The 26700-nt window shown below is 71.1% G+C and carries 29 protein-coding genes; 12 read left to right on the top strand and 17 right to left on the bottom strand.

Features of this window, described 5'->3' with window-relative positions; translation table 11 throughout:
- Positions 1 to 19 precede the first annotated feature (19 nt).
- Together IG78_RS0133115 and IG78_RS0133110 are read left to right on the top strand one after the other, a co-directional pair.
- Positions 20 to 1258, top strand: coding sequence for a DUF5919 domain-containing protein (locus IG78_RS0133115; RefSeq protein WP_030570510.1), 1239 nt, complete (start codon positions 20 to 22; stop codon positions 1256 to 1258).
- 105 nt (positions 1259 to 1363) lie between these two features.
- Positions 1364 to 2086 (top strand): 3'-5' exonuclease, encoded by a 723-nt coding sequence (locus tag IG78_RS0133110; RefSeq protein WP_030570507.1) that lies wholly within the window; start codon positions 1364 to 1366, stop codon positions 2084 to 2086.
- 83 nt (positions 2087 to 2169) lie between these two features.
- On the opposite strand, the gene IG78_RS0133105 is transcribed toward IG78_RS0133110, so the two are convergent.
- A complete protein-coding gene (locus IG78_RS0133105) occupies positions 2170 to 3093 on the bottom strand; it encodes an RNA polymerase sigma-70 factor (protein ID WP_030570504.1) in 924 nt (307 codons plus the stop codon).
- Positions 3094 to 3244: 151 nt separating this feature from the next.
- A complete protein-coding gene (locus IG78_RS0133100; protein WP_030570501.1) occupies positions 3245 to 3718 on the bottom strand; it encodes a carboxymuconolactone decarboxylase family protein in 474 nt (157 codons plus the stop codon).
- Between the two features lie 177 nt (positions 3719 to 3895).
- Between IG78_RS0133100 and IG78_RS0133095 the strand changes: the two genes are divergently transcribed.
- A complete protein-coding gene (locus tag IG78_RS0133095) occupies positions 3896 to 4282 on the top strand; it encodes a DoxX family protein (protein WP_030570498.1) in 387 nt (128 codons plus the stop codon).
- Between the two features lie 84 nt (positions 4283 to 4366).
- Here IG78_RS0133095 and IG78_RS0133090 read toward each other — a convergent pair whose 3' ends face one another.
- Positions 4367 to 5233, bottom strand: coding sequence for a phosphotransferase enzyme family protein (locus tag IG78_RS0133090; protein ID WP_030570495.1), 867 nt, complete (start codon positions 5231 to 5233; stop codon positions 4367 to 4369).
- A 222-nt stretch (positions 5234 to 5455) separates the two neighbouring features.
- On the opposite strand from IG78_RS0133090, the gene IG78_RS0133085 reads away from it, so the two are divergent.
- The 3 genes from IG78_RS0133085 to IG78_RS0133075 are packed head-to-tail and all read left to right on the top strand — an operon-like array spanning position 5456 to position 8648.
- Positions 5456 to 6421 carry a carbohydrate ABC transporter permease gene (locus IG78_RS0133085; RefSeq protein WP_030570493.1) on the top strand — a complete coding sequence of 322 codons (966 nt, stop codon included), beginning with the start codon at positions 5456 to 5458 and terminating at the stop codon, positions 6419 to 6421.
- Positions 6418 to 7350, top strand: a complete 933-nt coding sequence (locus IG78_RS0133080; protein WP_051853144.1) for a carbohydrate ABC transporter permease — start codon at positions 6418 to 6420, stop codon at positions 7348 to 7350. Before IG78_RS0133085 ends, IG78_RS0133080 begins: the two co-directional genes overlap by 4 nt.
- Complete coding sequence (locus IG78_RS0133075) at positions 7350 to 8648, top strand: ABC transporter substrate-binding protein (RefSeq protein ID WP_030570487.1); 1299 nt, start codon at positions 7350 to 7352, stop codon at positions 8646 to 8648. Before IG78_RS0133080 ends, IG78_RS0133075 begins: the two co-directional genes overlap by 1 nt.
- 99 nt (positions 8649 to 8747) lie before the next feature.
- Here the strand turns inward: IG78_RS0133075 and IG78_RS0133070 are convergent, their stop codons facing one another.
- Complete coding sequence (locus IG78_RS0133070; protein WP_030570484.1) at positions 8748 to 9800, bottom strand: membrane protein; 1053 nt, start codon at positions 9798 to 9800, stop codon at positions 8748 to 8750.
- A 158-nt stretch (positions 9801 to 9958) separates the two neighbouring features.
- Between IG78_RS0133070 and IG78_RS0133065 the strand changes: the two genes are divergently transcribed.
- From IG78_RS0133065 to IG78_RS0133045, 5 genes are all read left to right on the top strand, one after another.
- Entirely contained in the window at positions 9959 to 10348 is a 390-nt protein-coding gene (locus IG78_RS0133065) for a MarR family winged helix-turn-helix transcriptional regulator (protein WP_051853150.1), read from the top strand.
- Positions 10349 to 10415: 67 nt separating this feature from the next.
- Positions 10416 to 11630 carry a macrolide-inactivating glycosyltransferase gene (mgt, locus tag IG78_RS0133060; protein WP_030570478.1) on the top strand — a complete coding sequence of 405 codons (1215 nt, stop codon included), beginning with the start codon at positions 10416 to 10418 and terminating at the stop codon, positions 11628 to 11630.
- Positions 11631 to 11984: 354 nt separating this feature from the next.
- The gene (locus IG78_RS0133055; protein ID WP_030570475.1) at positions 11985 to 13193 is read left to right on the top strand and encodes a S8 family peptidase; all 1209 of its coding nucleotides are present in this window, start codon (positions 11985 to 11987) and stop codon (positions 13191 to 13193) included.
- A gap of 72 nt (positions 13194 to 13265) precedes the next feature.
- Complete coding sequence (locus tag IG78_RS0133050) at positions 13266 to 13817, top strand: DUF1697 domain-containing protein (protein ID WP_030570473.1); 552 nt, start codon at positions 13266 to 13268, stop codon at positions 13815 to 13817.
- Complete coding sequence (locus tag IG78_RS0133045) at positions 13810 to 14193, top strand: nuclear transport factor 2 family protein (RefSeq protein ID WP_030570471.1); 384 nt, start codon at positions 13810 to 13812, stop codon at positions 14191 to 14193. The genes IG78_RS0133050 and IG78_RS0133045 overlap by 8 nt, the downstream gene beginning before the upstream one ends.
- On the opposite strand, the gene IG78_RS0133040 is transcribed toward IG78_RS0133045, so the two are convergent.
- Positions 14183 to 15094: a transglutaminase-like domain-containing protein gene (locus IG78_RS0133040; RefSeq protein WP_030570468.1), complete on the bottom strand. Its 912-nt coding sequence runs from the start codon at positions 15092 to 15094 to the stop codon at positions 14183 to 14185. The two genes, IG78_RS0133045 and IG78_RS0133040, sit on opposite strands and share 11 nt — an antisense overlap.
- A gap of 123 nt (positions 15095 to 15217) precedes the next feature.
- On the opposite strand from IG78_RS0133040, the gene IG78_RS0133035 reads away from it, so the two are divergent.
- Positions 15218 to 16249, top strand: coding sequence for a ketopantoate reductase family protein (locus IG78_RS0133035; protein WP_030570465.1), 1032 nt, complete (start codon positions 15218 to 15220; stop codon positions 16247 to 16249).
- Here IG78_RS0133035 and IG78_RS0133030 read toward each other — a convergent pair.
- The 12 genes from IG78_RS0133030 to IG78_RS52485 form a co-directional block, all read right to left on the bottom strand.
- Positions 16218 to 16754 carry a GNAT family N-acetyltransferase gene (locus IG78_RS0133030; protein WP_030570462.1) on the bottom strand — a complete coding sequence of 179 codons (537 nt, stop codon included), beginning with the start codon at positions 16752 to 16754 and terminating at the stop codon, positions 16218 to 16220. The two genes, IG78_RS0133035 and IG78_RS0133030, sit on opposite strands and share 32 nt — an antisense overlap.
- A 66-nt stretch (positions 16755 to 16820) precedes the next feature.
- Positions 16821 to 17693, bottom strand: coding sequence for a sirohydrochlorin chelatase (locus IG78_RS0133025; protein WP_051853143.1), 873 nt, complete (start codon positions 17691 to 17693; stop codon positions 16821 to 16823).
- Between the two features lie 4 nt (positions 17694 to 17697).
- Positions 17698 to 18609, bottom strand: a complete 912-nt coding sequence (locus tag IG78_RS0133020; RefSeq protein WP_030570457.1) for an ABC transporter permease — start codon at positions 18607 to 18609, stop codon at positions 17698 to 17700.
- The gene (locus tag IG78_RS0133015) at positions 18596 to 19396 is read right to left on the bottom strand and encodes an ABC transporter ATP-binding protein (RefSeq protein WP_030570454.1); all 801 of its coding nucleotides are present in this window, start codon (positions 19394 to 19396) and stop codon (positions 18596 to 18598) included. The genes IG78_RS0133020 and IG78_RS0133015 overlap by 14 nt, the downstream gene beginning before the upstream one ends.
- Positions 19397 to 19438: 42 nt before the next feature.
- Entirely contained in the window at positions 19439 to 20524 is a 1086-nt protein-coding gene (locus IG78_RS0133010; protein ID WP_030570452.1) for an ABC transporter substrate-binding protein, read from the bottom strand.
- A 291-nt stretch (positions 20525 to 20815) separates the two neighbouring features.
- The gene (locus IG78_RS0133000) at positions 20816 to 22189 is read right to left on the bottom strand and encodes a sulfate adenylyltransferase subunit 1 (RefSeq protein WP_030570447.1); all 1374 of its coding nucleotides are present in this window, start codon (positions 22187 to 22189) and stop codon (positions 20816 to 20818) included.
- A 2-nt stretch (positions 22190 to 22191) separates the two neighbouring features.
- Positions 22192 to 23160 (bottom strand): sulfate adenylyltransferase subunit CysD, encoded by a 969-nt coding sequence (gene cysD / locus IG78_RS0132995; RefSeq protein ID WP_030570445.1) that lies wholly within the window; start codon positions 23158 to 23160, stop codon positions 22192 to 22194.
- A complete protein-coding gene (cysC, locus tag IG78_RS0132990) occupies positions 23157 to 23714 on the bottom strand; it encodes an adenylyl-sulfate kinase (protein ID WP_030570443.1) in 558 nt (185 codons plus the stop codon). The genes cysD and cysC overlap by 4 nt, the downstream gene beginning before the upstream one ends.
- Positions 23715 to 23728: 14 nt before the next feature.
- Complete coding sequence (locus tag IG78_RS0132985) at positions 23729 to 24445, bottom strand: phosphoadenylyl-sulfate reductase (RefSeq protein ID WP_030570441.1); 717 nt, start codon at positions 24443 to 24445, stop codon at positions 23729 to 23731.
- A complete protein-coding gene (locus tag IG78_RS0132980) occupies positions 24442 to 24621 on the bottom strand; it encodes a hypothetical protein (RefSeq protein ID WP_030570439.1) in 180 nt (59 codons plus the stop codon). Before IG78_RS0132980 ends, IG78_RS0132985 begins: the two co-directional genes overlap by 4 nt.
- Positions 24618 to 26324 (bottom strand): nitrite/sulfite reductase, encoded by a 1707-nt coding sequence (locus IG78_RS0132975; RefSeq protein WP_030570437.1) that lies wholly within the window; start codon positions 26322 to 26324, stop codon positions 24618 to 24620. The genes IG78_RS0132980 and IG78_RS0132975 overlap by 4 nt, the downstream gene beginning before the upstream one ends.
- Positions 26325 to 26440: 116 nt before the next feature.
- The gene (locus IG78_RS52485) at positions 26441 to 26524 is read right to left on the bottom strand and encodes a putative leader peptide (RefSeq protein WP_318657890.1); all 84 of its coding nucleotides are present in this window, start codon (positions 26522 to 26524) and stop codon (positions 26441 to 26443) included.
- Positions 26525 to 26700 lie beyond the last annotated feature (176 nt).

Genomic DNA, 26700 nt, shown 5'->3' with positions numbered 1-26700 from the left:
AGCGGAAGGCGGTGCGTGGGTGAGCTCGACCGGGCGGGAACTGCCCCCTGGTGACGAGAGTCACGAGGGCTCCGCCGACGTCCCGGCGTCGGCCGTGTCGCTGGCACGGCCGATGGACACGGGATCCCAGATCGGCCCCGAGCTGGACTGGGGTGCCGACGCCTGGCGCGAGGTGCGTACGCGCGCCCAGCGCGCCGGGCGTGCCTACATCTGGCTGAATCTGGTGGAGCAGCGGCTGCGCGCGGTCGTGGCCGCTGTTCTCCGTCCGGTCTACGAGCCCGTCCACGCCGACGAGTGGGTGGTGGCCGCGGCGGGTCCCGCGGGCCAGGAGTGGGTGCAGCGCGCGGTCGCGGTCCGCGAGGTGAGCCGCCGCAAGGGCTACTTGCTGGACCCCGCCGACGACAACGTCCTGAGCTTCCTGACGCTGCCGCAGTTGCGCGAGCTGATGGTCCAGCACTGGCCGTGCTTCGAGCCGTACCTGGACGACCGGCGCGAGGTCGAGCTGGCTCTGGACGAGCTGGAGGTCACGCGCAACGTGGTCTCCCGCAACCGCGCCCTGTCCCCGACGGTCCTGGCCCAGGCCGAACGCGCCTCGGCCCGGCTCCTGGAGATGCTCGGCGCGGGCTCCGACGCCCCCTCCGCGCGCCGCTTGCCCGTCGACGCCGTGGAGGAACTGGTCGGCGACAGGTACGCGGACGTGGTCGGCGTGCACAGCGACCGGGTGCGCCTCCTTCGGCAGTTCCCCGCCGAGGACCTGTTCGGCGAGGCCCGGCGCGTCGACGCCATCGGGATAGGCCTGAACCTCCTCGTCCAGAACTTCTCCGGGCGGCGCCTGGTGCGGCTCGCCGAGTCGGGCTGCCGTACGCGGCTGCTCTTCCTGAACCCCGCGAGCAGCGCGGTCAAGCGGCGCGAGCGCGAACTCGGCATGAAACGGGGCGAGCTGAGCCGTGCCGTCGAGTCCAACATCCTGCACATGCGGCGGGTGCGGGCGCAACTGCGGGACCCCGGCGCCTTCGAGATCCAGGTCTTCGACGAGACCCCGCGCTTCACCGCCTATCTCGTCGACGGCGACGGCGCGGACGGCATCGCCGTCGTGCAGTCGTATCTGCGCCGCACGCGCGGCATGGAGGCACCCGTCCTGGTCCTCCGCGGCGGCGGCCGAGTCGTCAAACCGGGCGATCACGGCGAACACGGTCTTTTCCCGACGTACCGGGAAGAGTTCGAGACGGCGTGGGCGGATTCGCGGCCGGTGTCGTGAACACCGGCCGCACCCGCGAGAAACGGAATCCGGCCAACTGATTGTCAGTGGCGCATGGGATCGTGGGGACCACTGGGGGAAAGCACCACGACGAAGGGGGCGGCCATGGGCTGGCACCGGGAGCTGCTGATCGGCTTCGACCTGGAGACGACGGGCACGGATCCGCGCGAGGCGCGCATCGTCACCGGGGCGGTGATCGAGGTCAGGGCCGGGCAGGAGCTGGGCCGCCGCGAGTGGCTCGCCGACCCCGGCGTGCCGATCCCGCCGGACGCGGTCGCCGTGCACGGCATCACCGACGAGCGGGCCGCCGCCGAGGGCAGGCCCGCCGCGGAGGTCGCCGACGCGATGGCCGGGGTCCTGGTCTCCGCCTGGCAGTCGGGCGTCCCCGTCGTCGCGTACAACGCCGCGTTCGACCTGAGCCTGCTCTCCGCCGAGCTGCGCAGGCACGGGCTCGCGTCGCTGCGGGAGCGGCTCGGCGGTGCGGAGCCCGCGCCGGTCATCGACCCGTACACCATCGACCGCTCCGTCGACCGGTATCGCCCCGGCAAGCGCAACCTCGAAGCGGTCTGCAAGGAGTACGGCGTCGTCCTGGAGTCGGCCCACGACGCCTCGTCCGACGCCCTCGCCGCCGCGCTCCTCGCCTGCGCGATAGGTGCGCGCCACCCCAAGGTCGCCGAACTCGGCGTGGCCGAGCTGCATCGGCGGCAGGTCCATTGGTACGCCGAGTGGGCGGCCGACTTCCAGTCCTTCCTCCGCCGCAAGGGGGACGCCGCCGCCGTTGTGGACGGCACATGGCCCTTGCGCGAGGACGCGAACGCCCCCGCCTGACCCAGGCGTACACCCCCACCGGCCGAGCTGCGGCCGCTGACCTGAGCTGCCGGCGAACGAGCCGAGCCGCGCCCGTCCCGAGGTCACTTCATCTGCTGGCGGGCCTGCTTCACCTCGCGGTCGACAGCCCAGGCGTCAGCGACCGGCCCGAGATGGCCGAGCTTGTCGGGATTGATCACCGAGCGGATGGTCTGGATCTGCCCGTCGAGCACGTCGAGGGCCAGAGCATGGAGGACTTTGCCGTCCCGGTCGCGGAAGATCGCGCCGGGCTGGCCATTGACCTCGTGCGGCTCGAACGTCACGTCGATCCGGGCCATCAGCGGGAACACGGAGGCCAGCAGCCGGGCCACGTTCTCGGCACCGACGACGGCCTTGGCCAGTTGCGGAGCCCTGCCACCGCCGTCCCCAACCATCGACACGTCGGCGGCGAGCAGATCCCGCAGACCGGCGACGTCGCCTTCGCGGAGGGCGTCGAAGAACCGCGTCGCCAGCTCCGCACGCTCGTCGCGGTCCACTTGGAACCGCGGTCGCCCGGCCTCCATGTGCCGCCGTGCCCGTACCAGCAGTTGCCGGCACGCCGCCTCCGAACGTCCCACAGCCGAGGCGATATCGCCGAACCCGAAGCCGAACACCTCCCGCAGCACGAACACCGACCGTTCCAGCGGGCTGAGCCGCTCAAGCAGCAGCAACGCCGCCATCGACACCGAATCGGCCAGCTCCGCCGAGCGCGCCGGATCCTGGTACGGGTCGCTGAGCAGCGGCTCGGGAAACCACGGGCCCATGTACTGCTCCCGCCGCACCCGCGCGGAGCGCAGTACGTCGATCGAGATCCGGGTCACCGTGGTGGAGAGAAACGCCTTGACCGACGTGGGAAGGGTGGGCGAGCCGTCGAAGCGCAGCCATGTCTCCTGCACGGCGTCCTCAGCCTCGCTCACGCTGCTCAGAATCCGGTAGGCGATCGAGAACAGGAGCGGCCGCAGCTCCTCGAATTCCGCGACCTTGTGCATGCCGCATCTCCCTTTCTCCCTTGGGTCTCCCGCCCGGTCGCGGTTCCCGACGCGGGCACATTCTGGTGAATTTGCGGTCCGTCGGCGGGACTGTGCAACGCCCCGTGCCCGGGGCCCGTGACAGCGCCCCGGGCAGCCCGGTCATGGCCGTTCAGTGGAACTGCCCGACCTCGTAGTCGCCGCCCTGCTGTTGGGCGATGACATTCATCCGGGTCGCCATGTTCATGAAGGAGACCAGGAGTACCAGAGCGGTGAGCTGCTCCTCGTCGTAGTGCTTCGCGGCACCTTCCCACACCTTGTCGCTCACCCCGGCGGCCGCGTCCGCGACCCGGGTCCCCTGCTCCGCCAACTCCAGCGCGGCACGCTCGGCCCCGGTGAAGACCTCGGCCTCCCGCCACGCCGCCACCAGGTTCAGGCGCACCGTGGTCTCGCCGGCCGCGGAGGCCTCCTTGGTGTGCATGTCGACGCAGACGGCGCAGCCGTTGATCTGGCTCACACGCAGGGCCACCAGCTCCTGCGTCGCGGCAGGCAATGTCGACTCCTTGAGCGTCTTGCCCGCCGACATGAGGTACTTGAGGACCTTTTTGGCCGTCGGGTCGGCGAAGTAGTTCAGTCGCGCGTCCATGATGTGCTCCTCCGTGCTCGTCGGTGGTTACACACCCGAGACGAGGCAGCCCGACGTCCTGTGACGCGGACGCGTGTGATCCACGCCTCCCCGGACACGAATCCCGGCGGTGTCACAGGCGAGGTCGCTGTCTCGTCTCCGGGGGAAAGCAGACAATCCGCGATCAAGGAACTGATGATGGACCTCGCACTCTGGATCGTCGCCGGACTGATGGCCGCCGTCTGCCTCACCGGCAGCGCGAAAATGTTCCTGCCCAAGGAGAAGCTGGCCCTCATGGGCGGCGCCGCCACCCGATGGGTCGAGGACTTCAGTCCCGGTGCCCTCAAGGCCATCGGCGTCGTCGAACTCCTGGCCGCGGCGGGCCTGATCCTGCCCGCCGCGCTGGACATCGCGCCCGTACTGGTGCCGCTGGCCGCCACCGGACTGGTGCTGCTGTTCGCCGGAGCACTGACCATGCGCCTCCGCCGCGGCGAGAGAGCGACGGTCGCGGGCGACCTGGTCTACCTCGCTCTGGCTCTGTTCCTGGCGTGGGGCCGCTTCGGCCCCGAAACCTTCACCGGCTGACCACTCGGCCCAGGACGAGCCGCTTGTCGACGGCAGTCGGGTGGGCCGGACCGGAGCTGTACGGGCGGGTGGGGGAAGAGCCGGTCAGAACGGGTGCCAGCGGACGGTGGGGTCCCCGTCCCGGAGGGACGCCACGCGGCGGCGAAACTCGGCCAAGGCGGCAGGGTTGCCCGGCGCATGCTGGGCAACCCACGCACAGCTAGCCGTCTCCCGAGCCCCCCGCAGCACCCCACACCCCTCCCACTCCCGAACATCCCACCCGTATCCCCGGGTGAACTCCCCATAGGCCTCGTCCCCGAGCCCGTACCGATCCCGGGAGAGCGCCATGACCACCAGGTCGTGCTCCCGCAGGTCGCAGGAGAACGTCTCCAGGTCGACGAGGACGGGACCGTCCGGGCCCACCAGGACGTTGCGCGGCAGCGCGTCCCCGTGGACGGGCCCGGGAGCGAGGTGCGGCACAAGCGCGGCCGCGGCGGCGTCGAACCCGTCGCGACGCTCGCGCAGATAGTCCGCGTCCTCGACGTCCACCGCGTCCCCGGCAAGCCGCAGCCACCGCTCGACCCCGCCGAGCAACTCCCGCCGCGGCAGTGCGAAGGGCGGAGCGGGCAGCGCGTGCACCAGGCGGAGGAGCCCCGCCAGATCCCCCGCGGCAGCGGGCCGCACCGCGCCGGGCAGCCGGTGCCAGAGCGTCACCGGATGCCCGGCGACCAACCGCGGCTCCGCCTCGGCGGCCCGCACAGCCGGCACCTCGCAGTCCCGCAGCCACCCCGCGACGGCGAGCTCACGCCGCGCCCGGTCGAGGAGCTCCGGCGCGTCCCTGCCGACCTTCACGACGAGGTCCTCCACGGCGAACACCGCGTTCTCGCCGAGCGCGAGCAACTCGGCCCGGTCCCGGGCCCCCGCCCCGACACCCGCCGCGTCCAGGACGTCCCGCGCCCGTGCCTCGTCCATCCATCGCCTCCGCACTCCCGCGGCCACGCACTCCCGCGTACCCGCACCCTGTGGCCCACCCGCGGCCGGGGCCCTGCGACCGCCGCACAAGTCTCGCATTCGCACAGGCCAGACCCGACTTCCGGCTGCGCGGTTGCTTGACGTATCCAGGTCACATCAGCACGATGACGGGGGCCGCCTGGGCGGCCAAAACCCGATCAGCCGCCCAAAGGAGCCGATTCCGTGACATTGGCGACCGCGAAGCAGCGGTCCGGCAAGGGCAGACGCAAGGCCAAGGGCAGGGGCAGGGCCCCGGGGAAGAGTGCTCCGCCGGGCGGGGTGCTCGACCACGGTGCCTGGTTCCTCGTCCTGCCCGCGCTCCTGCCGATCCTCGTGCTGAGCGTCGGCCCGCTGCTCTACGGGATCTCGCTGGCCTTCACCGACTCCCAGTCGGGCCGCACCGAGCCCACCGAGTGGATCGGCCTGCTCAACTTCCAGGACCTGCTGCACGACACCCTGTTCTGGGACTCCTTCCGTATCGGCCTGCTGTGGGCGGTCGGTGTGACCGTGCCGCAGTTCCTCCTTGCCCTCGGCCTCGCGCTGCTGCTCAGCCAGAACCTCCGCTTCCGCTGGCTGGCCCGGTCGCTCGCGATCGTCCCGTGGGCGATGCCGGAAGTGGTCGTCGGCATCATGTGGCGGCTCGTCTACAACCCGGACGCGGGCATCCTCAACGAGACCCTGCGCGATCTGGGCCTCGGCGACGGCCGGGACTGGCTCACCGGCATCGGCTCGGCGCTGCCCGCCGTCATCGTCGTCGGCGTCTGGGCGGGCATGCCGCAGACGACGGTCGCGCTGCTCGCCGGACTGCAGAACGTGCCGCGCGAACTGCACGAGGCCGCCGAGATGGACGGTGCGGGCGCCTGGCGTCGCTTCCGCACCGTCACCTGGCCCGCCCTGAAGCCCATCGCGCTCGCCATCACGGCCCTCAACTTCATCTGGAACTTCAACTCCTTCGCCCTGGTCTACGTCCTGACCAACGGCGGCCCCGGCGGCCGCACCCGGCTCCCGATGCTGTTCGCGTACGAAGAGGCCTTCCGCTACGGCCAGTTCGGCTACGCGGCGGCGATGGGCTGTGTGATGGTCGCGGTGATCTCGGTGCTGCTCGCCGTGTACCTGGTGGGCCGACTGAGGGGAGGCGACGAGCGATGACCTCCCGTACGCGCCGTACGAGCAGGACCAGTACGAGCAGGACCAGTACGAGCAGGACCAGTACGAGCAGGACCAGTGCCGTCCGCCCCAGGAGGAGCCGGACCAGCGGCCCCGCCCGCGCGGGTCAGTACCTCGCGCTCCTCGCCTACCTCGTCTTCCTCGCCTTCCCCTTCCTCTGGCTGATCTCCACCTCCTTCAAACCGGCCCGCGAGCTCGGCAGCCTGCACCCCACCTGGGTCCCCGAGGACCCGACCCTCGCCAACTACCGGCAGGCCTTCGACGAGCAGCCGCTGCTCGAAGCCGCCGGGAACTCGCTGATCGCCGCCCTGAGCGCGGCCGTCGTCGCCGTCGTCATCGCGACCCCGATGGCGTACGTGATGGCACGGCACCGCACGCTGCTCGCGCGGGCCGCGACCGGCTGGGTCGTGGTCAGCCAGGCGTTCCCGTTCGTCCTGGTGATCATCCCGCTGTTCCTGGTCCTGAAGAACCTGCACCTGATCAACTCGCTGCCCGGTCTGATCATGGTGTACGTGGTGTGGGCGCTGCCGTTCGCGCTGTGGATGCTCGTCGGGTACGTCCGCGCCGTGCCGGCCGAGCTGGAGGAGGCCGCCGCGGTCGACGGCGCGAGCAGGCTGCGCACGCTCGTCTCGGTGACCGCGCCGCTGCTCGCGCCCGGCATCGTGGCGACGGCCCTGTTCGCCTTCATCACCGCGTGGAACGAGTTCTTCTTCGCCCTCGTCCTGCTCAAGACCCCGGAGAAGCAGACCTTGCCGGTCGTCCTCACGCACTTCATCGGCGCGGAGGGCACGGCCGACCTCGGCCCGCTCGCCGCCGCCGCGTTCCTCGCGACCCTGCCGTCGCTGGTCGTCTTCGCCGTCATCCAGAAGCGGATCACCGGCGGGATGCTGGCCGGGGCGGTGAAGAGCTGATGGGCGCCCGGGTGCGCGCGCTCGGTGCCGTGGCCGCCGCGCTCGTCCTGCTCCTGTCCGCCTGTTCCGACGGCGGCGGCGACCGTGACTCAGGGGGCCGGATCACGCTGCGCTTCCAGTCCCTCGCCTGGCAGCAGGAGTCGGTCGAGGCCAACAAGGAGCTGGTGGAGGAGTGGAACGCCACCCACCCGGACGTGCGGGTGGAGTACGTCCAGGGGAGCTGGACGAGCATCCACGACCAGCTCCTGACCTCGTTCGAGGGCGGTGAGGCGCCGGACATCATCCACGACGCCTCCGACGACCTCGCGGACTTCGCGTACGGGGGTTACCTCGCCGACCTCGGCAAGCTCCTGCCGGGGCGCCTGAAGGCGGACATCCCGCGGGCGAGCTGGGAGACGGCGACCTTCGGCGGCAAGGTCTACGGTGTGCCGTTCCTCCAGGAGCCGCGCGTCCTGATCGCCAACGCCACCTGGCTCAGGGAGTCCGGCGTCCGCATCCCGACCCCGCAGAAGCCGTGGAGCTGGGCGGAGTTCCGGTCGGTGACGAAGGAACTGAGCAGCGGCAAGGACAAGTTCGGGGTGGCCTGGCCGCTGAAGGAACCCGTGTCCGCGACGCTCAACCTGTCCCTCTCGGCGGGCGGGCAGCTCTTCCACCGGGACGCCGACGGGAAGGTCGACATCCGCTTCGACGAGGGCGACGAAGTGGTCCCGCGCACCGTCCACGACCAGGTCAACGTGGACGGGAGCGCATCGGGCAGCACCCTCGGCATGGGCGGCTCGGACACGCTGCCCGGGTTCTTCGGCGGCAAGTACGCCATGGTGCCGCTCGGGTTCTCCTACCGTCAGCAGATCGTCCAGCAGGCGCCGAAGGGCTTCGACTGGCAGGTGCTTCCCGCGCCCGCCGGGCGGGACGGACTCGCCCAGGGCGTCAGCCCGCAGACCCTGTCGGTAGCCGAGGACAGCCCGCACAAGAAGGAGGCCGCCGCGTTCATCGACTTCTTCCTGCGGCCCGCCAACATGGTGCGGCTCGCCCGCGGCGACTGGATGCTGCCCACCGGCACGACGGCCCTGAAGGATCCGGCGCTGCGTACGAGGAGACACGACTGGGCGACCGGCACTGCCCTCGCGAAGTATCTGCGTCCGGCGCCCGCCCAGTCGGTGCGCGGCTACCCGGAGTGGATGGACAAGATCGCGACACCGGCGCTCCAGGAGTACTACAGCGGCGCGATCGGCATGGACGAACTCCGCGACCGCTTGGTGAAGGACGGCAACCTGGTCCTCAAGCGCTACCAGCGCTGAGGCCTCGGCGTACGGAGCCGGGACCTCAGTCCCGGCGCACGGGGCCGGTGCCTCGGCCTCGGTGTACGGCCCGGGGGTCCGGTCCCGTACACCGGTCCCTCATACGCCCACCGACTCCTCCATCTCCTCTTCCTCCCCTGCCTCATCTGTCTCCTCTTCGACAGCGTCCCCCGGCGTGTCCACGGCGGCCCGGCGCCGTTCCGTCAGCGCCGCCACCGCGGTGAGCACCAGGCCCGCCGTCAGCCAGGCGAGCAGTGTCCACACCGACCGGGCGAGGTCGTGTCCGGCGAAGTAGAGGTGGCCGCGGACGCCCTCGACGAAGCCCGCGCCGTTCCAGAAGGAGTGCAGCGAGCCGTAGAAGCCGTTCTGGAGCTCGGGCCTGAAGAGGCCGCCGGACGAGGTGAAGTTGAGCATCACGAACAGGACCATCATCGCGAGCGTCGTCCACCGCTTCAGGAACGTGTGCAGGCCGAGGCCGATGAACAGGATGCCCGCCGAGTACAGCCACGCCATCGCCCACACGCCCGCCAGGCCGTGGTGCGCGAGGTGGAACACGGGCCCCGCGAGCGCCGCCCCGATCAGGCTGACGGCGAAGGAGACCCCCGCGGCGAGCGCGGCACGCGTACGCATCCGCAGGCCCGCCCCCGCGGCGCCGAGCGCGGCGACCGACGCGTACGAGCCGATGCTCACGGCGACAAGGAGGAAGAACAGGCCCTGGCCCGTGGGATCGTCGTCGACGGGAGCCGCCACATCAGTGATTTTCAGCGGCATGCCCTGGGCGGCGGCGACCGGCGTGAAGGCCTTCTCCGTGGCCAGCGCGCTCATGTCGGAGCCCGCGGAGGCCACAAGGAGTTCGGGGCTCTTGGCATCGGGGACGTAAGCGCCCGATATGTCGAGTGACTTCAGGGCGTCGACGGCCTCGGCGCGGGAGCCGAGGGTACGGACGTCGAGGGCGTCCCCCGCTCCGTCCGCGACGGACCGGGCGAACGCGTGCGCCCGGGCGTCCGTGCCGACGACCGCGACGGGCAGGTCGTGCGGCTCCGGCGTCACGAAGGCGCTCATGTAGGCGAGGCCCATGCCCAGGCACATCAGCAGGGGAGTCACGAGATGAATGAGGACGTGGCGGAGCGGGCCGTGGGGGGTGGCCGTCATGGAGACCTCGCAGGGGGTCGGGAAGGGGTGCGGCAAAGTGGTTGGCAAGTACAACCTTCGATCAATGTTGTACTGTACAACCATTCCCGGAGGGGGTGGAAACCGTGACCGAGAACGAGCCCGGGCGGGGCGGGTCGATCGAGATCATCCAGCGTGAGATGACCGCGTTCGCGCGGCGGGCGCGGGCCACGGCGGCCCGGATGCACCCCGAGCTGTCCCTGGTGTCGTACACGCTCCTCGGGCACCTGGAGGACCGGGGCGGCTGCCGGGCCACGGATCTGGCGGCGTACTACACGCTGGACAAGTCGACCATCAGCCGGCAGGTCGCGGCCCTGGAGAGGGCGGGGCTCGTGGAGCGGCGCCCCGACCCGGCCGACCAGCGCGTGCAGGTCCTGCACCTCACCGGGCGCGGTACGGGCGTTCTCGCCCAGGTCACGGACAGCCGCCGGGTGGCGTTCCGGGAGCGTCTGGCGGGGTGGAGCGGGCCGGACCTGGAGCGTTTCGCGGAGTATCTGTCGCGCTACAACGCGGGGGTGGGTGAGGAGTAGGGCGGACGAGGGCGGCGGGGCGGGAAAAAACTTGCACGAGACGTCTCGTCTCGCCTAGGGTCGGGGCATGACCACACGCAAGCGTGCCCACATCGCCATGTTCTCCATCGCGGCCCACGGGCACGTGAACCCGAGCCTCGAAGTGATCAGGGAACTCGTCGCCCGCGGCCACCGCGTCACGTACGCGATCCCGCACGCGTTCGAGAAGAAGGTCGCGGAGACCGGGGCCGAACCCGTGCTCTACCCCACCACCCTGCCGGGCGCCGACGACGACCCGGAGGCCTGGGGCGACACCCTCATCGACAACATCGAGCCGTTCCTCGCCGACGCGATCAACGCGCTGCCGCACCTGCGCGCCGCGTACGAGGGCGATGAGCCGGACCTCGTCCTGTACGACATCACGTCCTACCCCGCACGCGTCCTCGCCCGTCAGTGGGGCGTCCCCGAGATCTCCCTGTCACCGAACCTGGTGGCCTGGGAGGGGTACGAGGAGGAGGTCGCGGCACCCCTGTACGAGCCGCTGCTCGCGACCGAGCGCGGGCAGGCGTACGTCGCGCGCTTCGCGGCCTGGCTCAAGGAGAACGGGGTCGACCAGCACCCCGACCCGTTCGTCGGCCGCCCGCCGCGCTCGCTCGTCCTCATCCCCAAGGCGCTCCAGCCGAACGCCGACCGGGTCGACGAGCGCGTGCACACCTTCGTCGGCGCCTGTCAGGGGGACCGGACCGCGCAGGGCGACTGGGAGCGGCCCGCGGACGCGGAGAAGGTGGTGCTCGTCTCGCTCGGCTCGTCCTTCACCAAACAGCCCGGCTTCTACCGCGAGTGCGTCAAGGCCTTCGGCGACCTGCCCAACTGGCATCTGGTGCTCCAGATCGGCAGGCACGTCGACCCCGCCGAGCTCGGCGAGGTCCCCGCGGGCGTCGAGGTGCGCGACTGGGTCCCGCAGCTCGCGATCCTGCGGCAGGCCGACGCCTTCGTCACGCACGCCGGAGCCGGCGGCTGCCAGGAGGGACTCGCGACCGCGACGCCGATGGTGGCAGTGCCGCAGGCCGTCGACCAGTTCGGCAACGCGGACATGCTCCAGGGCCTCGGTGTCGCCCGGCATCTGCCGATGGCGGAGGCCGACGCCGAGTCGCTGCGCGCGGCGGTGCTCGCGCTCGTCGACGACCCGGAGGTGGCGCGCCGCCTCGAGGAGGTGCGCGCGGGCATGGCGGGCGAGGGCGGCACGAAGCGGGCGGCCGACCTGATCGAGGAGGAGCTGGGGCGGGCCTCCGGCCGGGCGTGATGTGACGCTCCGTGGGGCGCTTCGGCGGCAGTTGGGCGCCCCAAGGAACGGCCGACCCCGGGGATTTGGCGGCTGCGCGGGTAGGCCGGGATCCGATCGGGGAGGCCTCGCACCTGCGAGGTGTCCGAACTGTGACGGCGTCCCCTTTTTGTTATTACAGAACCTTGTTGAACAAGTCACAGGCGCATGAAGGTATTGATCTGCGCGCGTCATTCAGACAAGGTTTCGTCCCAACGCCCGGAGATCTTCAGTTCTTTCGGAGTGACCCGGGTGTCGCCGTCATGGCTGCACAACTGCACAAAGGCTTTGAACCCCCCACATCCCCCCACAGAAACCACGAGGAGACCCCTCTTCATGGCAACTCACAAGCGCGCTCGCACGATGAAGCTCACCGCTGCGATAGCCACCGCCGCCACCGCGGTGGGTGTGACCGTCTTCGCCGGTTCGTTCGCCGGGGCCTCGACCCCCGCCGAGGGCAAGGTCTACGGCGCGGACGCCGAGGGCGCCGTAGACGGCAGCTACATCGTGCTGCTCGACGAGAAGGCCGACAAGGGAGCCAAGTCCGAGCTCGCCAAGGAGTACGGCGGCAAGCTCAGCCGCAACTACTCCTCGGCCGTCAACGGCTTCGCCGCCAAGAGCCTGACCGAGACCGAGGCCAAGCGCCTGGCCGCCGACCCGGCCGTCGGCAAGGTCGTGCAGAGCAAGAAGTTCTCCATCGACGCCACCCAGGACAACCCGCCGTCGTGGGGCCTCGACCGCGTCGACCAGGCCGAAACGGCCGGCGACAAGAAGTACACGTACCCCGACGCCGCGGGCGAGGGCGTCACCGCGTACGTCATCGACACCGGCGTCCGCGTCAGCCACAAGGACTTCGGCGGCCGCGCCACCTCCGGCTTCGACGCCGTCGACAACGACGACAACGCCGACGACGGCAACGGCCACGGCACCCACGTCGCGGGCACCATCGCCGGTGCCGCGCACGGTGTCGCCAAGAAGGCGAAGATCGTCGGCGTCCGTGTCCTCGACGACCAGGGCTCCGGCACCACCGAGCAGGTCGTCGCCGGCATCGACTGGGTCACCAAGAACCACCAGGGCCCCTCCGTCGCCAACATGAGCCTCGGCGGCGGTGCCGACGAGGCCCTGGACGAGGCCGTCCGCAAGGCCATCGCCGCCGGTGTCACCTTCGGCGTGGCCGCGGGCAACGAGTCGAGCGACGCGAGCCAGGGCTCCCCCGCCCGCGTCAAGGAAGCCATCACGGTCGCCTCCTCCACCAAGGACGACCAGCAGTCGGACTTCTCCAACTTCGGCTCCTCCGTGGACATCTACGCCCCGGGCTCGGACATCACGTCCGCCTGGAACACCGGTGACGACGCCACGAAGACCATCTCCGGCACCTCGATGGCGACCCCGCACGTCGTGGGCGCCGCCGCCGTCTACCTCGGCGCCCACAAGGACGCCAAGCCCGACGCCGTCGCCAAGGCCCTGACCGACGGCGCCACCGCCGACAAGATCTCCAACCCGAGCGAGGGCACCCCCAACAAGCTCCTGAAGGTCGTCGAGTAATCACGGCCCCCTGAAGCCGGCGGTCGTCGTGCCCACCCCCACGGGGCACGGCGGCCGCCTTATTGTGTGCGCATGGCGACGAAGATCTACGCGGCACTGCTGCGCGGCATCAATGTGGGCGGCAGCAGAAAAGTTCCGATGCCGCGCCTGCGCGCGCTCCTCGAAGGGCTCGGCCACGGCGACGTACGGACCCACCTGCAGAGCGGCAACGCCGTCTTCACCGCGGACCACGGCGACGAGGACTCCTTGGCCGCCGGTGTGACCGCGGCCCTGGAGCGGGAGTACGGGTTCACGGTCGACGTCCTGGTGCGCGACGCGGCGTACCTGAAAGCGGTGGCGGCCGCCTGCCCCTTCCCCGCGGACACGCTGGAAGGCAGGCAACTGCACGTCACGTACTTCTCGGCGCCCGTCGACGCCGACCGGTTCGCCCCCCTCGACCAAGGGGCCTACCTGCCGGAGGAGTTCCGGCTGGGCGATCGCGCCCTGTATCTGTACGCGCCCGACGGCCTCGGGCGCTCAAGGCTCGCCGAGGCCCTCACGCGCCCCTCGATCACCAAGGGCCTCGTCGCCACCAGCCGCAACTGGAACACCGTCACCAAGCTCGTGGAGATGACCGATGGCTGACGCGCCCGTACCCCCCGGGCGTACGCCCGCCGTCGAAGCCGCCATCGAGAACGAGCTGCGGCTGCTCGACCCCGAGGTGCGGGCGTCGCCCGTCCTTTTCGGTGCGCTGCTGCACCCCGAGTTCACCGAGTTCGGCGCTTCCGGGGCGCGCTGGGACCGCGAGTCGATCGTCAAGGTCCTCACGGCCAAGCCGGGGCCGGGCGACCGCCCCACCACCACCTCCCGTATGCGGGGCGTCCAGCTCGCCGACGACGTGGTGCACCTGACCTTCGACACGGACACCAACGGCCGCCTGGTGCACCGCAGTTCGCTGTGGCAGCGCTCCGGCGGCGGCTGGCTCCTCTGGTTCCATCAGGGCACGCCGTTCACACCGTGACGGGCTCCAGGACGACCGTGCGCGACCCGAGGTAGGTGGCGTGCGAGACGACCTCGCCCGGCACGGCCAGGCGCGGGTCCGCGAGGAGCCGCCGTACCTCGTCGGACCGTAGCGGCGTCGTCGCGCCGCCCGCCGCCGACGAGGCGGCCGCCACCGTGTCGAGCAGGGCAAGCTCGTCGTCCGTGACGTCCGCGTCGTCCTTCTCCATCAGACCCCAGCCGTCCCACGGCAGCGGCTCCACGCCGCCGAGCGCGGCGAGGTCGGCCACCACGTCGGCACGCACCAGGCCGAGGCCCCTGATCTCTAGGACCGTGCTCACCCCGAACGTCTGCGGGTCCGCGCGCCCGTCCCGGCACGCCCGCCACGCGTCCCCGGCGACCAGGAACTGGTCACGCGGTACGTCCATGGGGTCGAAGTGGACGTGTTCGTACAGACCGCCGAGCAACTGTGCGTCCGTGAGGACCCAGCCGTGCCCGTCCCGCCAGTACTCCGTCACCCAGTGGTTGTCGTGGAAGCCAGGTTCGAAGTACGTGCCGTAGCCGCACCGCAGGCGCGCGGGCGTGCCGGTGGCGCGCAGCAGGGAGCAGAGCAGCAGCGCGAAGTCCCGGCAGGTGGCCACGAACCGCGCGCCCGGCTCCCGGGGTTCGGTGAGCACCGTGCTGCCGCGCTCGCCGAGGATGCGCAGGATCTCGCGGACGTACCGCGACTCGGCGTCCCCGTGCAACCGGTCGTCGGGCACGGTGTAATTGAATCTGCCGCCTTCCTCGCGGTGCAGCAGCACACCGCGTACGACGGCGGCGAGGGCGGCCGGGTCGCGGGGGAGCGGGGCCCCGCCGAGCAGGGCGTCGAGGCGGGGGCCGGGGTCGCTGTACGGGCTCTGGGTCAGGTAGTCGCTGTCCATGGCGGGAGCGTGCGGTCTGACCCAGGGGCAAGGTCAAGGACGGCGGGGTGCCGACGAGGGCGCCGCCCACAAAGGCTGTCGAATTATTGACCGTTCAGTGATCATCTGTGCGAGGCTCCCCGTATGCGCTACATCATCATCGGAGCGGGGGCCGTCGGCGGCAGCGTCGGCGGGCGCCTCGCAGAGGCGGGGCACGATGTCGTCCTGGTCGCGCGGGGCGCGCACCTGCGGACGCTGCGGGAGCGCGGGCTCACGCTCACGACACCCGACGGCACCCGCACCCACCGACTGCCCGTCGTGTCGGAGCCCGCCGAACTCGGCGAGCTGCGCCCCGACGACGTGCTTGTCCTCGCCGTGAAGACACAGGACTCCGAGGCGGCCCTGAGCGCCTGGAGCACCCGGCCCGTCGAGGGCGGCACGACGGCCGCCGAGTCGCTGCCGCTGGTCTGCGCGCAGAACGGCGTCGACAGCGAGCGGATGGCCCTGCGCCGCTTCGCCCGGGTGTACGGCATGTGCGTATGGCTGCCCGTGACACATGTCGAGCCCGGCACCGTCGCCGCTGCCGGTGCCCCCTACACCGGCATCCTGCACATCGGCCGGTACCCGACGGGAACCGACGCCACCGCCCACCGCATCGCCGCCGACCTGGAGAGCGCGAAGCTGCTCTCGCCCGTCGTCGAGGACGTGATGCGCTGGAAGTACGGCAAGCTCCTCGCCAACCTCGCCAACGCCGTCGAGGCGCTCACGGGTCCCGTCGTCGACGAGGACGCCCTCGCGGTGAACCGCATGGCCCGCGCCGAGGGCGAGGCCGTGCTCGCCGCAGCCGGGATCGGGGCGGTCGGCGAGAAGGAACACCTGGAGGTCCGCGCGGGGCGGCTCGTCCTCCAGCCACTCGACGGCGGCACCGGCCCCCGCGGCGGCTCCTCCTGGCAGAGCCTCAGCCGCGGCACGGGCACCATCGAGGTCGACTACCTCAACGGCGAGCTCGCGCTGCTCGGACGGCTGCACGGGGTGCCGACACCGGTGAACGACGCGCTCCAGCGGCTCGCGAACACCTTCGCGCAGGAACGCAGGGCGGCGGGGTCGTTGCCGGTGGCGGAGCTGGTCGCACACGTCGAACGCGTCACCGGCACGGATCCTCGGCCCGTGACGTGAACTGGAGCGTCGTCCCTCCGTGGTCCTCGCGCACCTCGCGGCCCTGTGTGTAGCCGAGGCGCTTCAGGACGGTGATGGACGGCGTGTTCAGCGCGTCCACGGTGGCGTGCACCTCGGCGAGGCCGAGGGTGTGGTGGCCGTAGTCCGTGAGCAGGCCCGCGAGTTCCGTGCCGAGGCCGAGGCCCCAGCTCTCCCGGGACAGGCCGTAGACGATCTCGTGGCCGTCGAGCCAGGGCTCCGGGGACGGCTTGATCTCGGCGTGGCCCGCGTACCGCCCCTTGTGGCGCACCGCCCACACCGGGAAGCGCCGCTCCGCGTACACGATGCTGAAGAGGCGCGCGAACAGCGCCCTGGTCTCGTCGGCGCTCTCCATCCCGTCGCCGAACCAGCGTCCCACGGCGTCGTCCTGGAACAGGGCGACGAAGTCCGCCTGGTCCGAGGCGACGTACGCGGAGAGCACGAGGCGCTCGGACCGCAGTTCGGGGGCGAACGGCTCGAGGGTCATCCGCGAGACGCTATGCGGGCCCCGCGAAGCCCCGCAAGCGGTTTCCGGCCGAGGCCCGGAACAAGATCAGGCCGGGCGCGGGAGGGCGTTCTCGGCCGCGGCGGACGCGGGGGAGCACTCCGGGGTGAAGCGGCGGCAGGCGTCGAAACGGTCCAGGAGCACCCGGGCGACGAGCGGCGAATCACCGAGTACGCCGGCGAGGACATCGGCGTCGGCCGCCGCGGCGCCCCGGGCGATCCGGTCGGGCAGAAATCCCGGCGCCAGGACATAGGGCGCGACGGCCACCCGCCGCACCCCGGGCTCGGCCCGCAGCAGGCGCACCGCCTCGGCGATGGGGGGATGCCCCGTGGCAGAGGCGGCGGAGGCGGGCGATGCGGCGGAGGCGAACGCAGGCCGCACGGCGCACCAACCGGTGTGCCGCCACTCCCGCGCGATGTCAGCGATCACTGCGCCCGCCTCCGGATCGGTGGAGCCCGCCGAGGCCAGGACGACCCCGGTCGTGGCCCGGTCGGCGGGGTCGAGCCCCGCCTCGTGCAGCCGCCTCTCCAGGGCGGTCAGGAGCAGCGGCGCGGGACCGAGCACCCCCGCCTGCCGCACCCTGAGGCCCGGCGGGGCCTCCCGCAGCACCGCCGGGATGTCGGCCTTGGCGTGGAAGGCGCGGGTGAGGAGGAGCGGCAGGGCGACGACGTCCCGTACGCCCTCATCGGCGAGGGAGGCGAGCTGGGCGGGCACGGAGGGGGCGTTGAAGTCCAGGAAGCCCACCTCCACCCGCAGCCCCGGCCGCCGCGCGCGCACCGTGCGCAGCAGGGCCCTTATGGTCGCGGCGTGCCGTGGATCGCGGCTGCCGTGCGCGACGGCGAGGAGGACCGGGCCCCGGCGGGAACGGCCGGGGCCGTGCTCGGGACGCTCGGAGCGGGCGTGGTGTGTGCGGTGGTACATGGGATCAGCTCTTCACCAGCAGGCCGCGGCTGCGCAGTACCCACCGCTCCAGGGGGCTGAAGACGATCAGGTCGATGGCGATGCCGACGATCAGGATCAGCAGGATGGCGAGGAAGACCTGGGACATGCTGCTGTTGGTGCGGCCCGCTTCGAGGAGCTGGCCGAGCCCCATCCCGAGGTCCGGGGACTGCGCGATGATCTCGGCGGCCATCAGGGACCGCCAGGAGAACGCCCAGCCCTGCTTCAGGCCCGCGAGATAGCCGGGCAGGGCCGCGGGCATGACGATGTGCCAGGTTCCGCGCAGACCGGTCGCGCCGAGGGTGCGGCCCGCCCGCAGGAACAGCGGCGGCACCTGATCCACGCCCGAGACCAGGCCGTTGGCGATCGAGGGCACCGCGCCGAGCAGGATCACCGCGTACATCATCTTGTCGTTGAGCCCGAGCCAGATCACCGCGGGCGGCACCCACGCCACCGACGGCAGCGACTGCAGTCCTGACAGGATCGGGCCGATCGCCGCCCGCACGAACTTGATCCGCGCCACGATCAGGCCGAGCGGCGTGCCGATGGCTAGGGCCATCAGGAAGCCGAACATGCCGCGCGAGACGGACGTCCAGATGTACTCCAGGAGCGTGCCCTGGAGCCAGGCGTTCTCGACCTCCTGCCACACGGCGTCCGGCGCCGGCAGCTTGTAGCCGTCGGTCACCTTCACCCACACCAGGATCTGCCACACGACCAGGACGAGCACGACCGCCGTCACCGGCGGCAGGACCTTCTGCACCAGCGTCTCGCGCAGCGGGGGGCGCCCCGTCTGCACGGTGTCCAGGGCGTCCAGGCCCGCCTCAAGACCTGCCAGGTCGTGGGTGTCCCGCTCCTGGCCCTCGCGCGGGGCGGGCGTCGTCGTCTCAGTGCTGCCCATGTCGGCGGATCTCCCCACGCAGTTCTTCGGTGATCTCGACGGACAGCTCCGCCACCGCCGCGTCCTCGATGCGGCGCGGCTGCTCGATGTCGACGGTCCACTCGTGCGCCACCCGGCCCGGGCGCGAGGACAGCAGGACCACGCGCTGGGCGAGCCGCACCGCCTCACGGACGTTGTGCGTGACGAACAGGACGGAGACGCCGGTCTCGCGCCAGATCCGGCTCAGCTCGTCGTGCAGCACGTCCCGGGTGATCGCGTCGAGCGCCGCGAACGGCTCGTCCATCAGGAGCAGCTTGCTGTCCTGGGCGAGCGCCCGGGCAAGGGCGACGCGCTGGCGCATGCCGCCGGACAGCTCGTGCACCCGCTTGCCGTACGCGCCGTCGAGGCGGACGAGCGTCAGCAACTCCTCGGTCCTGGGGCGCCGTTCGGCCTTGGGCAGGCCGCGCAGCTTCAGGGCGAGCTCGATGTTCTTGCCCGCGGTCAGCCACGGGAACAGGGCGTGCTCCTGGAACATCAGGGCCGGGCGGCCGTCCGTGGCGATGGCGCCCGCACTCGGCCTGTCGAGCCCGGCCACGAGGTTGAGCAGTGTGGACTTGCCACAGCCCGAGGCCCCCAGGAGGGTGACGAACTCCCCCTGTCGGACATCCAGCGTGATGTCGTCGAGGACGAGTTGCTGTCCCGCCGGTGTGGCGAAGGACTTCGAGACGTGCTCGATGCGCGCGGCGACCCCGGCCGCGTCCACGGTGTGTGCGGCGCTTTCGGGTGCCTTGGTGAGCGTCGTACCCATGGTCGTCACCTCCTGAGAACCTGAACTGTGGGCGTGATCCGGCTACTTGACGCCGAGACCGGCGTCCTCGACCGCGGGCTCGCCCGCCGTCTTCAGGACCTTGTTGAGCGGACGGAGGTCGTAGATGCCCTTGAGGTCGGGCTGATCGAGGAGGCCCGCCTGCACGGCGTGCTCGGCCTCGGAGTCGAGCGTCGCCGCCAGCGGGTCGTTGGTGAACCGGATCGACTTCCAGGCCGGGTCGATGACCTTGGCGGGCAGTTCCTTGCCGGAGTGCTGCTTCAGCTTGGCGTTGGCCGCGGCCTTCGCCTTCTCCGGGTTGTCCTCGATGAACTGGTTCGTCTTCACCGCGCCCCTGAGCACGGCCTCGACGACCTTGGGGTGGTCCTTGAGGAACTGCTGCCGCACGACGATGTTGGTGATCACGAACTTCTTGTCCGGCCACAGGTCGGCCTCGTCCAGCAGCACCTTCGCGCCCTCGGAGACCAGCTTGGAGGCGGTCGGCTCCGGCACCCAGGCGCCGTCGATCGAGCCGGACCTGTAGGCGTCCGGGGTGATCTTGTTGTCGGTGCGGACCACGGAGACGTCGCCCTTGCCGCTCTGGGCGTCGACCTTCCAGCCCTTGCCCTTGATCCAGTTGAGGAAGGCCACGTCCTGGGTGTTGCCGAGCTGCGGCGTCGCGATCTTCTTGCCCTTGACGTCGCCGAGGGACTTGACCTTCTCCGGGTTCACGACGAGCTTCACGCCGCCGGACGCCGAACCGCCGATGATCCGCAGATTCTCGCCGTCGGACCTGGCGTAGCCGTTGATCGCGGGCGACGGGCCGATCCAACTGATGTCGACGGACTTGGAGTTCAGCGCCTCGATCGCCGAGGGACCCGCGTTGAACTGCGAGTACGTCGCCTTGGTCGCGCCCAGCTCCTGCTGGAACAGGCCTTCCTGGTCGCCGACGAGCGCGGTGCCGTGCGTCAGGTTCGGGAAGTACCCGATCTTCACCTGGTCGAGTCCGTCGATCTTCCTCGCGCCGGCGGCGATCTTCGCCTTGCCGCTGTCGTCCTTGCCCGACTCCGAGCCGTACCCGCAGGCGGAGAGCGTCAGCGCGAGCAGGGGCAGAGCGGCTGCCGCGGCCATGCGGCCCTTGCGGTGCGCGCGGTCGGCGCGGGGGCCGAGGGTGCGGATGGCAGGCACGGGAGGTGTTCCTCTCGTTGGCCCGGCGGTGCGCACCGTCAGGGCGCGGCCGGGTGGATGTCGGCGGATCTTCGTCTGCGTACGAAGGGACGGCGAGGGGCGAGGGCGCGCGAGCGGTGCGCGTACGTCATCACGCACATCGGGCGACACCGCCCGTGCCCGCCCCGAGGGCGCCGCTGCCGACCCGGCCGCCTTCCTTGGCGAACGTCGCGTACACGTCGATGGAGGCCATGGTCAGAAGTCCCAGCCCTGGTCGTCGGCGGGCACCGCGGCGTCCGCGGCACCGGTGGCGCTCCCGACGGGTTTGGCGAAGGCCTCGCCCGCCATGCCGGCCGCCAGCGTCGTGCCGTCCGCCGGGTCGATCAGGAGGAAGGAGCCGGTGCGCCGCGAGTCGGCGTACGCGTCGAGCGCCAGCGGCTCCGCGGTGCGCACGAGGACCCGCCCGATGTCGTTGGCGACGAGCCGCTCCGGGTTCGGGTGCTGGGACAGGTCGTCCAGGGTCAGCCGGGACGGTATCTGTTTCACGATCGCCTTGACCGTGCGCGTCGTGTGCTTGAGCAGCACCCGCTGGCCCACGGTGAGCGGCTGGTCGGCGACGTGGCAGACGGTGGCCGCGATGTCCTGGGAGGTCGGCGGCGTATCACTGCTCGGGACGAGCAGATCACCACGCGAGACGTCGATGTCGTCCTCCAGGAGCACGGTCACCGACTGCGGGGTCCACGCCACGTCCACCGGCTCGCCGAGCAGGTCGATGCCCGCGACCTTCGAGGTCCGCCCCGACGGCAGGACGGTGACCGATTCGCCGACGCGGAAGGTACCCGCCGCGATCTGGCCCGCGTAGCCCCGGTAGTCCGGGTGCTCGGCGGTCCCCGGCCGGATCACGTACTGCACCGGAAGGCGCGCGTGGCAACCGGTCAGGTCGTGGCTGACGGGCACGGTCTCCAGGTGCTCCAGGACCGTCGGGCCGCCGTACCAGTCCATGTTCGACGACGGCTCCACCACGTTGTCCCCGGCGAGCGCCGAGATCGGGATCGCCGTGATCTCGGGGACGCCAAGATCGGCCGCGTACGCGGTGAACTCCTCCGCGATCCGGGCGAACACCGGCTCCGCGTACTCCACGAGGTCCATCTTGTTCACGGCGAGCACCACGTGCGGCACCCGAAGGAGCGCGGCCACCGCGGCGTGCCTGCGGGTCTGCTCGATGACGCCGTTGCGGGCGTCCACCAGGACCACCGCGAGGTCGGCCGTCGACGCGCCCGTGACCATGTTGCGGGTGTACTGCACATGGCCCGGGGTGTCCGCGAGGATGAAGCGGCGCCGGGGCGTGGCGAAGTAGCGGTACGCCACGTCGATGGTGATGCCCTGCTCCCGCTCGGCCCGCAGGCCGTCGGTGAGCAGCGCCAGGTCGGGGCCCTCGCCGCCACGGCTGCGCGAGGCGTGCTCGACGGCCTCCATCTGGTCGGTGAGCACCGACTTGGAGTCGTGCAGGAGACGGCCCACGAGGGTGGACTTGCCGTCGTCGACGGAGCCCGCGGTGGCGAACCGCAGCAGGGTGGTCGCGGACAGACCGGCGAGTTCCGTGGCGGTGGTGTCGGTGTTGCTGGTCATGGCTAGAAGTACCCCTCGCGCTTGCGGTCTTCCATCGCGGCCTCGGAGAGCTTGTCGTCCGCGCGGGTCGCCCCGCGCTCGGTCAGCCGGGACGCGGCGATCTCGGTGATCACGGCGGGCAGGGTGGTCGCGTCGGAGTCGACGGCGCCGGTGCAGGACATGTCGCCGACGGTGCGGTAGCGCACCAGACGCCGCTCGACGGTCTCCTCACCCCGCGGGCCGCCCCAGTCACCGGCGGTCAGCCACATGCCGGAGCGCTTGAAGACGTCCCGCTCGTGCGCGAAGTAGATCTCCGGCAGCTCGATGGACTCCCGGGCGATGTACTGCCACACGTCGAGCTCGGTCCAGTTGGACAGCGGGAAGACCCGGACGTGCTCGCCGGGCGCGTGCCTGCCGTTGTAGAGCTGCCACAGCTCCGGGCGCTGGCGGCGCGGGTCCCACTGGGAGAACTCGTCGCGCAGCGAGAACACCCGCTCCTTGGCGCGCGCCTTCTCCTCGTCGCGCCGGCCGCCGCCGAAGACCGCGTCGAACCGCTCGGCCTGGATCTTCTCGGTGAGCGGCACCGTCTGCAGCGGATTGCGGGTGCCGTCCGGGCGCTCGCGAAGCACCCCGCGGTCGATGTAGTCCTGCACGGACGCCACATGCAGGCGCAGCCCGTGCCGGGCCACCACGCGGTCGCGGTAGTCGATGACCTCCGGGAAGTTGTGCCCGGTGTCGACGTGGAGGAGGGAGAAGGGCACCGGCGCGGGCGCGAACGCCTTCAGCGCCAGATGCAGCATGAGGATGGAGTCCTTGCCGCCGGAGAACAGGATCACCGGCCGCTCGAACTCGCCCGCGACCTCGCGGAAGATGTGGACGGCCTCCGACTCCAGGGCGTCCAGGTGCGAGAGCGCGTAGAGGCTGTCGCCCTCGCGCTTCCCCTCGGAGCCCCCGAAGTCGCCTGCGGCCTCGACACTTGCGGCGGTCGTCATGCCAGACCCCTCTCGGTGAGCAGCGCGTACACGGCTGCGGCGGACTCCTGCACGGTCTGGTCCTGCGACTCGATACGCAGATCCGGTGACTCGGGCTCCTCGTACGGGTCGTCGACACCGGTGAGCCCGGAGATCTCACCCGCGGCCTGCTTGGCGTACAGGCCCTTCACGTCCCGTACGGAGCAGACCTCCACGGGCGTTGCCACGTGCACCTCCAGATAGGGGGTGCCTCCCGCCTGGTGGCGCTTGCGCACCGCCTCGCGGCTGTCCGTGAACGGCGCGATGACGGGTACGAGGGCCAGCACGCCGTTGCGGGCGAGGAGCTCGGCGACGAAGCCGATGCGCTGGACGTTGGTGTCGCGGTCGGTGCGGCTGAAGCCGAGGCCCGCGGAGAGGAACTCGCGGATCTCGTCGCCGTCGAGCACCTCGACGCGGCGGCCCTCGGCGCGCAGCGTGTGCGCCAGCTCGTGCGCGATGGTGGTCTTGCCGGCGCTGGGCAGGCCCGTGAGCCAGACGGTGGCTCCGGTCACAAGTGTCTCCTGAGTGATCCGCATGATCTGATGGGTCGTCATCCGTGCAGCCCGCACTCGGTCTTGGTGCGTCCCGCCCACCGTCCCGCGCGCGCGTCCTCACCCTCGAGGAGGCGCCGGGTGCAGGGCGCGCAGCCCACGGAGCCGTAGCCGTCCATGAGCAGCGGGTTGGTGAGGACGCCGTGCTCGGTGACGTAGGCGTCCACGTCGTCCTGGCTCCAGCGGGCTATCGGCGAGACCTTGACCTTCTGCCGCTTCTCGTCCCAGCCGACGACCGGGGTGTTCGCGCGGGTCGGCGACTCGTCGCGGCGCAGGCCTGTCGCCCAGGCGGCATAGCCGCGCAGGCCCTCTTCGAGGGGCTTGACCTTGCGCATCGCGCAGCACAGGTCGGGGTCCCTCTCGTGCAGTCGCGGGCCGTACTCGGCGTCCTGCTCGGCCACGGTGAGCCGGGGCGTGAGCGTGATGACGTGCACGTCCATGACGGCGGCGACGGCGTCACGGGTGCCGATGGTCTCCGGGAAGTGATAGCCGGTGTCGAGGAACACCACGTCCACACCGGGCCGTACGCGTGCGGCGAGGTGGGCGACCACCGCGTCCTCCATCGAGGAGGTCACGCAGAACCGCTCGCCGAAGGTGTCCGTCGCCCACGTCAGGATGTCGGGCGCGGAGGCCTCTTCGAGGTCGCGCCCGGCCTGCTCGGCGAGCGCCCGCAGCTCGGCCGCGGTGGCGGTGTCCAGCTTCTGAGTCGTCGTCATATCTTTTCCCCTCCCACGTCGTCGCGCTGAAGTCCGCGGGCGAGGAGCCCGAGGAACTTCAACTGGAAGGCCCGGTTGCAGGCCGCGCATTCCCAAGCGCCATGGCCCTGGTCGTTCGGCCGCAGGTCCTCGTCGCCGCAGTAGGGGCAGTAGAAGGGGGCCGCGCGCTCGCTCACGAGAGGGCCTCCGCGGAGGCGCGCGCCGCCCAGGTGGCGAACCGCTCGCCGTCCGTGCGCTCGGCCTGGAACCGCTTGAGCACCCGCTCCACGTAGTCGGGCAGCTCGGTGGCGGTGACCTTCAGGCCGCGCACCTTGCGCCCGAACCCGGCCTCCAGGCCGAGCGCGCCGCCCAGGTGCACCTGGTAGCCCTCGACCTGGTTGCCGTCGGCGTCCAGGACGAGCTGGCCCTTCAGGCCGATGTCGGCGACCTGGATGCGCGCGCAGGCGTTCGGGCAGCCGTTGATGTTGATGGTGATGGGCTCGTCGAAGTCCGGGATGCGGCGCTCCAGTTCGTCGATGAGCGAGGCGCCGCGCGCCTTGGTCTCGACGATCGCGAGCTTGCAGAACTCGATGCCCGTGCAGGCCATGGTGCCGCGCCGGAACGGTGAAGGACGCACCGTGAGGTCCAGCGCCTCCAACCCCTCGACCAGCGAGTCCACCTGGTCCTCCGCGACATCGAGCACGATCATCTTCTGCTCTACGGTGGTGCTGAGCCGGCCCGAGCCGTGTGCGGCGGCCAGGTCGGCGATCTTCGTCAGTACGGTGCCGTCGACGCGGCCGACGCGCGGGGCGAACCCGACGTAGAACCTGCCGTCCCGCTGCCGGTGCACACCGACGTGGTCGCGCCAGCGCTGCACCGGCTGGTCGGGGGCGGGGCCGTCGGCCAGCTTGCGCAGCAGGTACTCGTCCTCAAGGACCTGGCGGAATTTGGCCGTGCCCCAGTCGGCGAGGAGGAACTTCAGGCGGGCCCGGTTGCGCAGGCGGCGGTAGCCGTAGTCGCGGAAGATCGAGATGACGCCCTCGAAGACATCGGCGACGTCCTCCAGGGGCACCCAGGCGCCGAGCCGCTGGCCGATCTTGGGGTTGGTGGACAGTCCGCCGCCGACCCACAGGTCGAAGCCGGGACCGAGTTCGGGGTGCACCACGCCGACGAACGCGACGTCGTTGATCTCGTGCGCCACGTCGAGGAGCGGCGATCCCGAGACCGCGGACTTGAACTTGCGCGGCAGGTTCGAGAAGGCCGGGTTGCCGATGACGCGGCGGTGGATCTCCTCGACGGCGGGCGTGCCGTCGATGATCTCGTCCTCGGCGATCCCGGCGACGGGCGAGCCGAGGATGACGCGCGGGGTGTCGCCGCACGCCTCCGTCGTGGACAGGCCCACGCTCTCCAGGCGCCGCCAGATCTCCGGCATGTCCTCGATACGGATCCAGTGGTACTGGATGTTCTGCCGGTCGGTGATGTCGGCGGTGCCGCGGGCGAACTCCTGCGAGATCTCGCCGATCACGCGCAACTGGGCCGTGGTGAGGCGGCCGCCGTCGATGCGCACCCGCAGCATGAAGTACTCGTCGTCCAGCTCCTCCGGCTCCAGGATCGCGGTCTTGCCGCCGTCGATCCCGGGCTTGCGCTGGGTGTAGAGCCCCCACCAGCGCATCCGGCCGCGCAGGTCGTTCGGGTCGATGGAGTCGAAGCCGCGCTTGGAGTAGATCGTCTCAATGCGTGTCCGCACATTGAGACCGTCGTCGTCCTTCTTGAACTGTTCGTTGCCGTTGAGCGGGGTGAAGTGACCGGCAGCCCACTGGCCCTCGCCACGGTGGCGGCTCGCCTTGCGCCCGGGCGCGCGAGGGGCGGCGGTCGCGGGGTCTTCGGGGTTGGCAGCCATGGGTGTATGTCCTTCACAGCGGGCTGAAAGCGACTCTGACCTGCACACTCGCGCAGAGGGCGCGGTGGTGTGCGGGGTGGGTCAGACAAAGGGGGGAGCGGCGGGGCTGGGTTTTCTCAGCTTGCCGGACACATGGCGCTGGACATGCGGCCGAGGTCGACGTGGCGTCGACTCACCAAGGCGGTTCCAGCTCGAGACATGACGGAAGCGTGTCACGCGCCTTTCGGCGCAGTCCACCTACGTCCACAGTGTGGACGGAACCGTCCCGCATCGTGGGCACGGCTGCCCTCTGACCCCCCTGCCCATGGGGGCTACGCCCCCTTTCCCCCTATCGGCCCTCCGGGCCTCGTCCTCAATCGCCGGACGGGCTTTACCC

Source organism: Streptomyces aureocirculatus, assembly GCF_000720475.1.
GTDB classification, from domain to species: Bacteria; Actinomycetota; Actinomycetes; order Streptomycetales; family Streptomycetaceae; genus Streptomyces; species Streptomyces aureocirculatus.
This window is presented reverse-complemented; position numbering and strand designations above follow the sequence as displayed.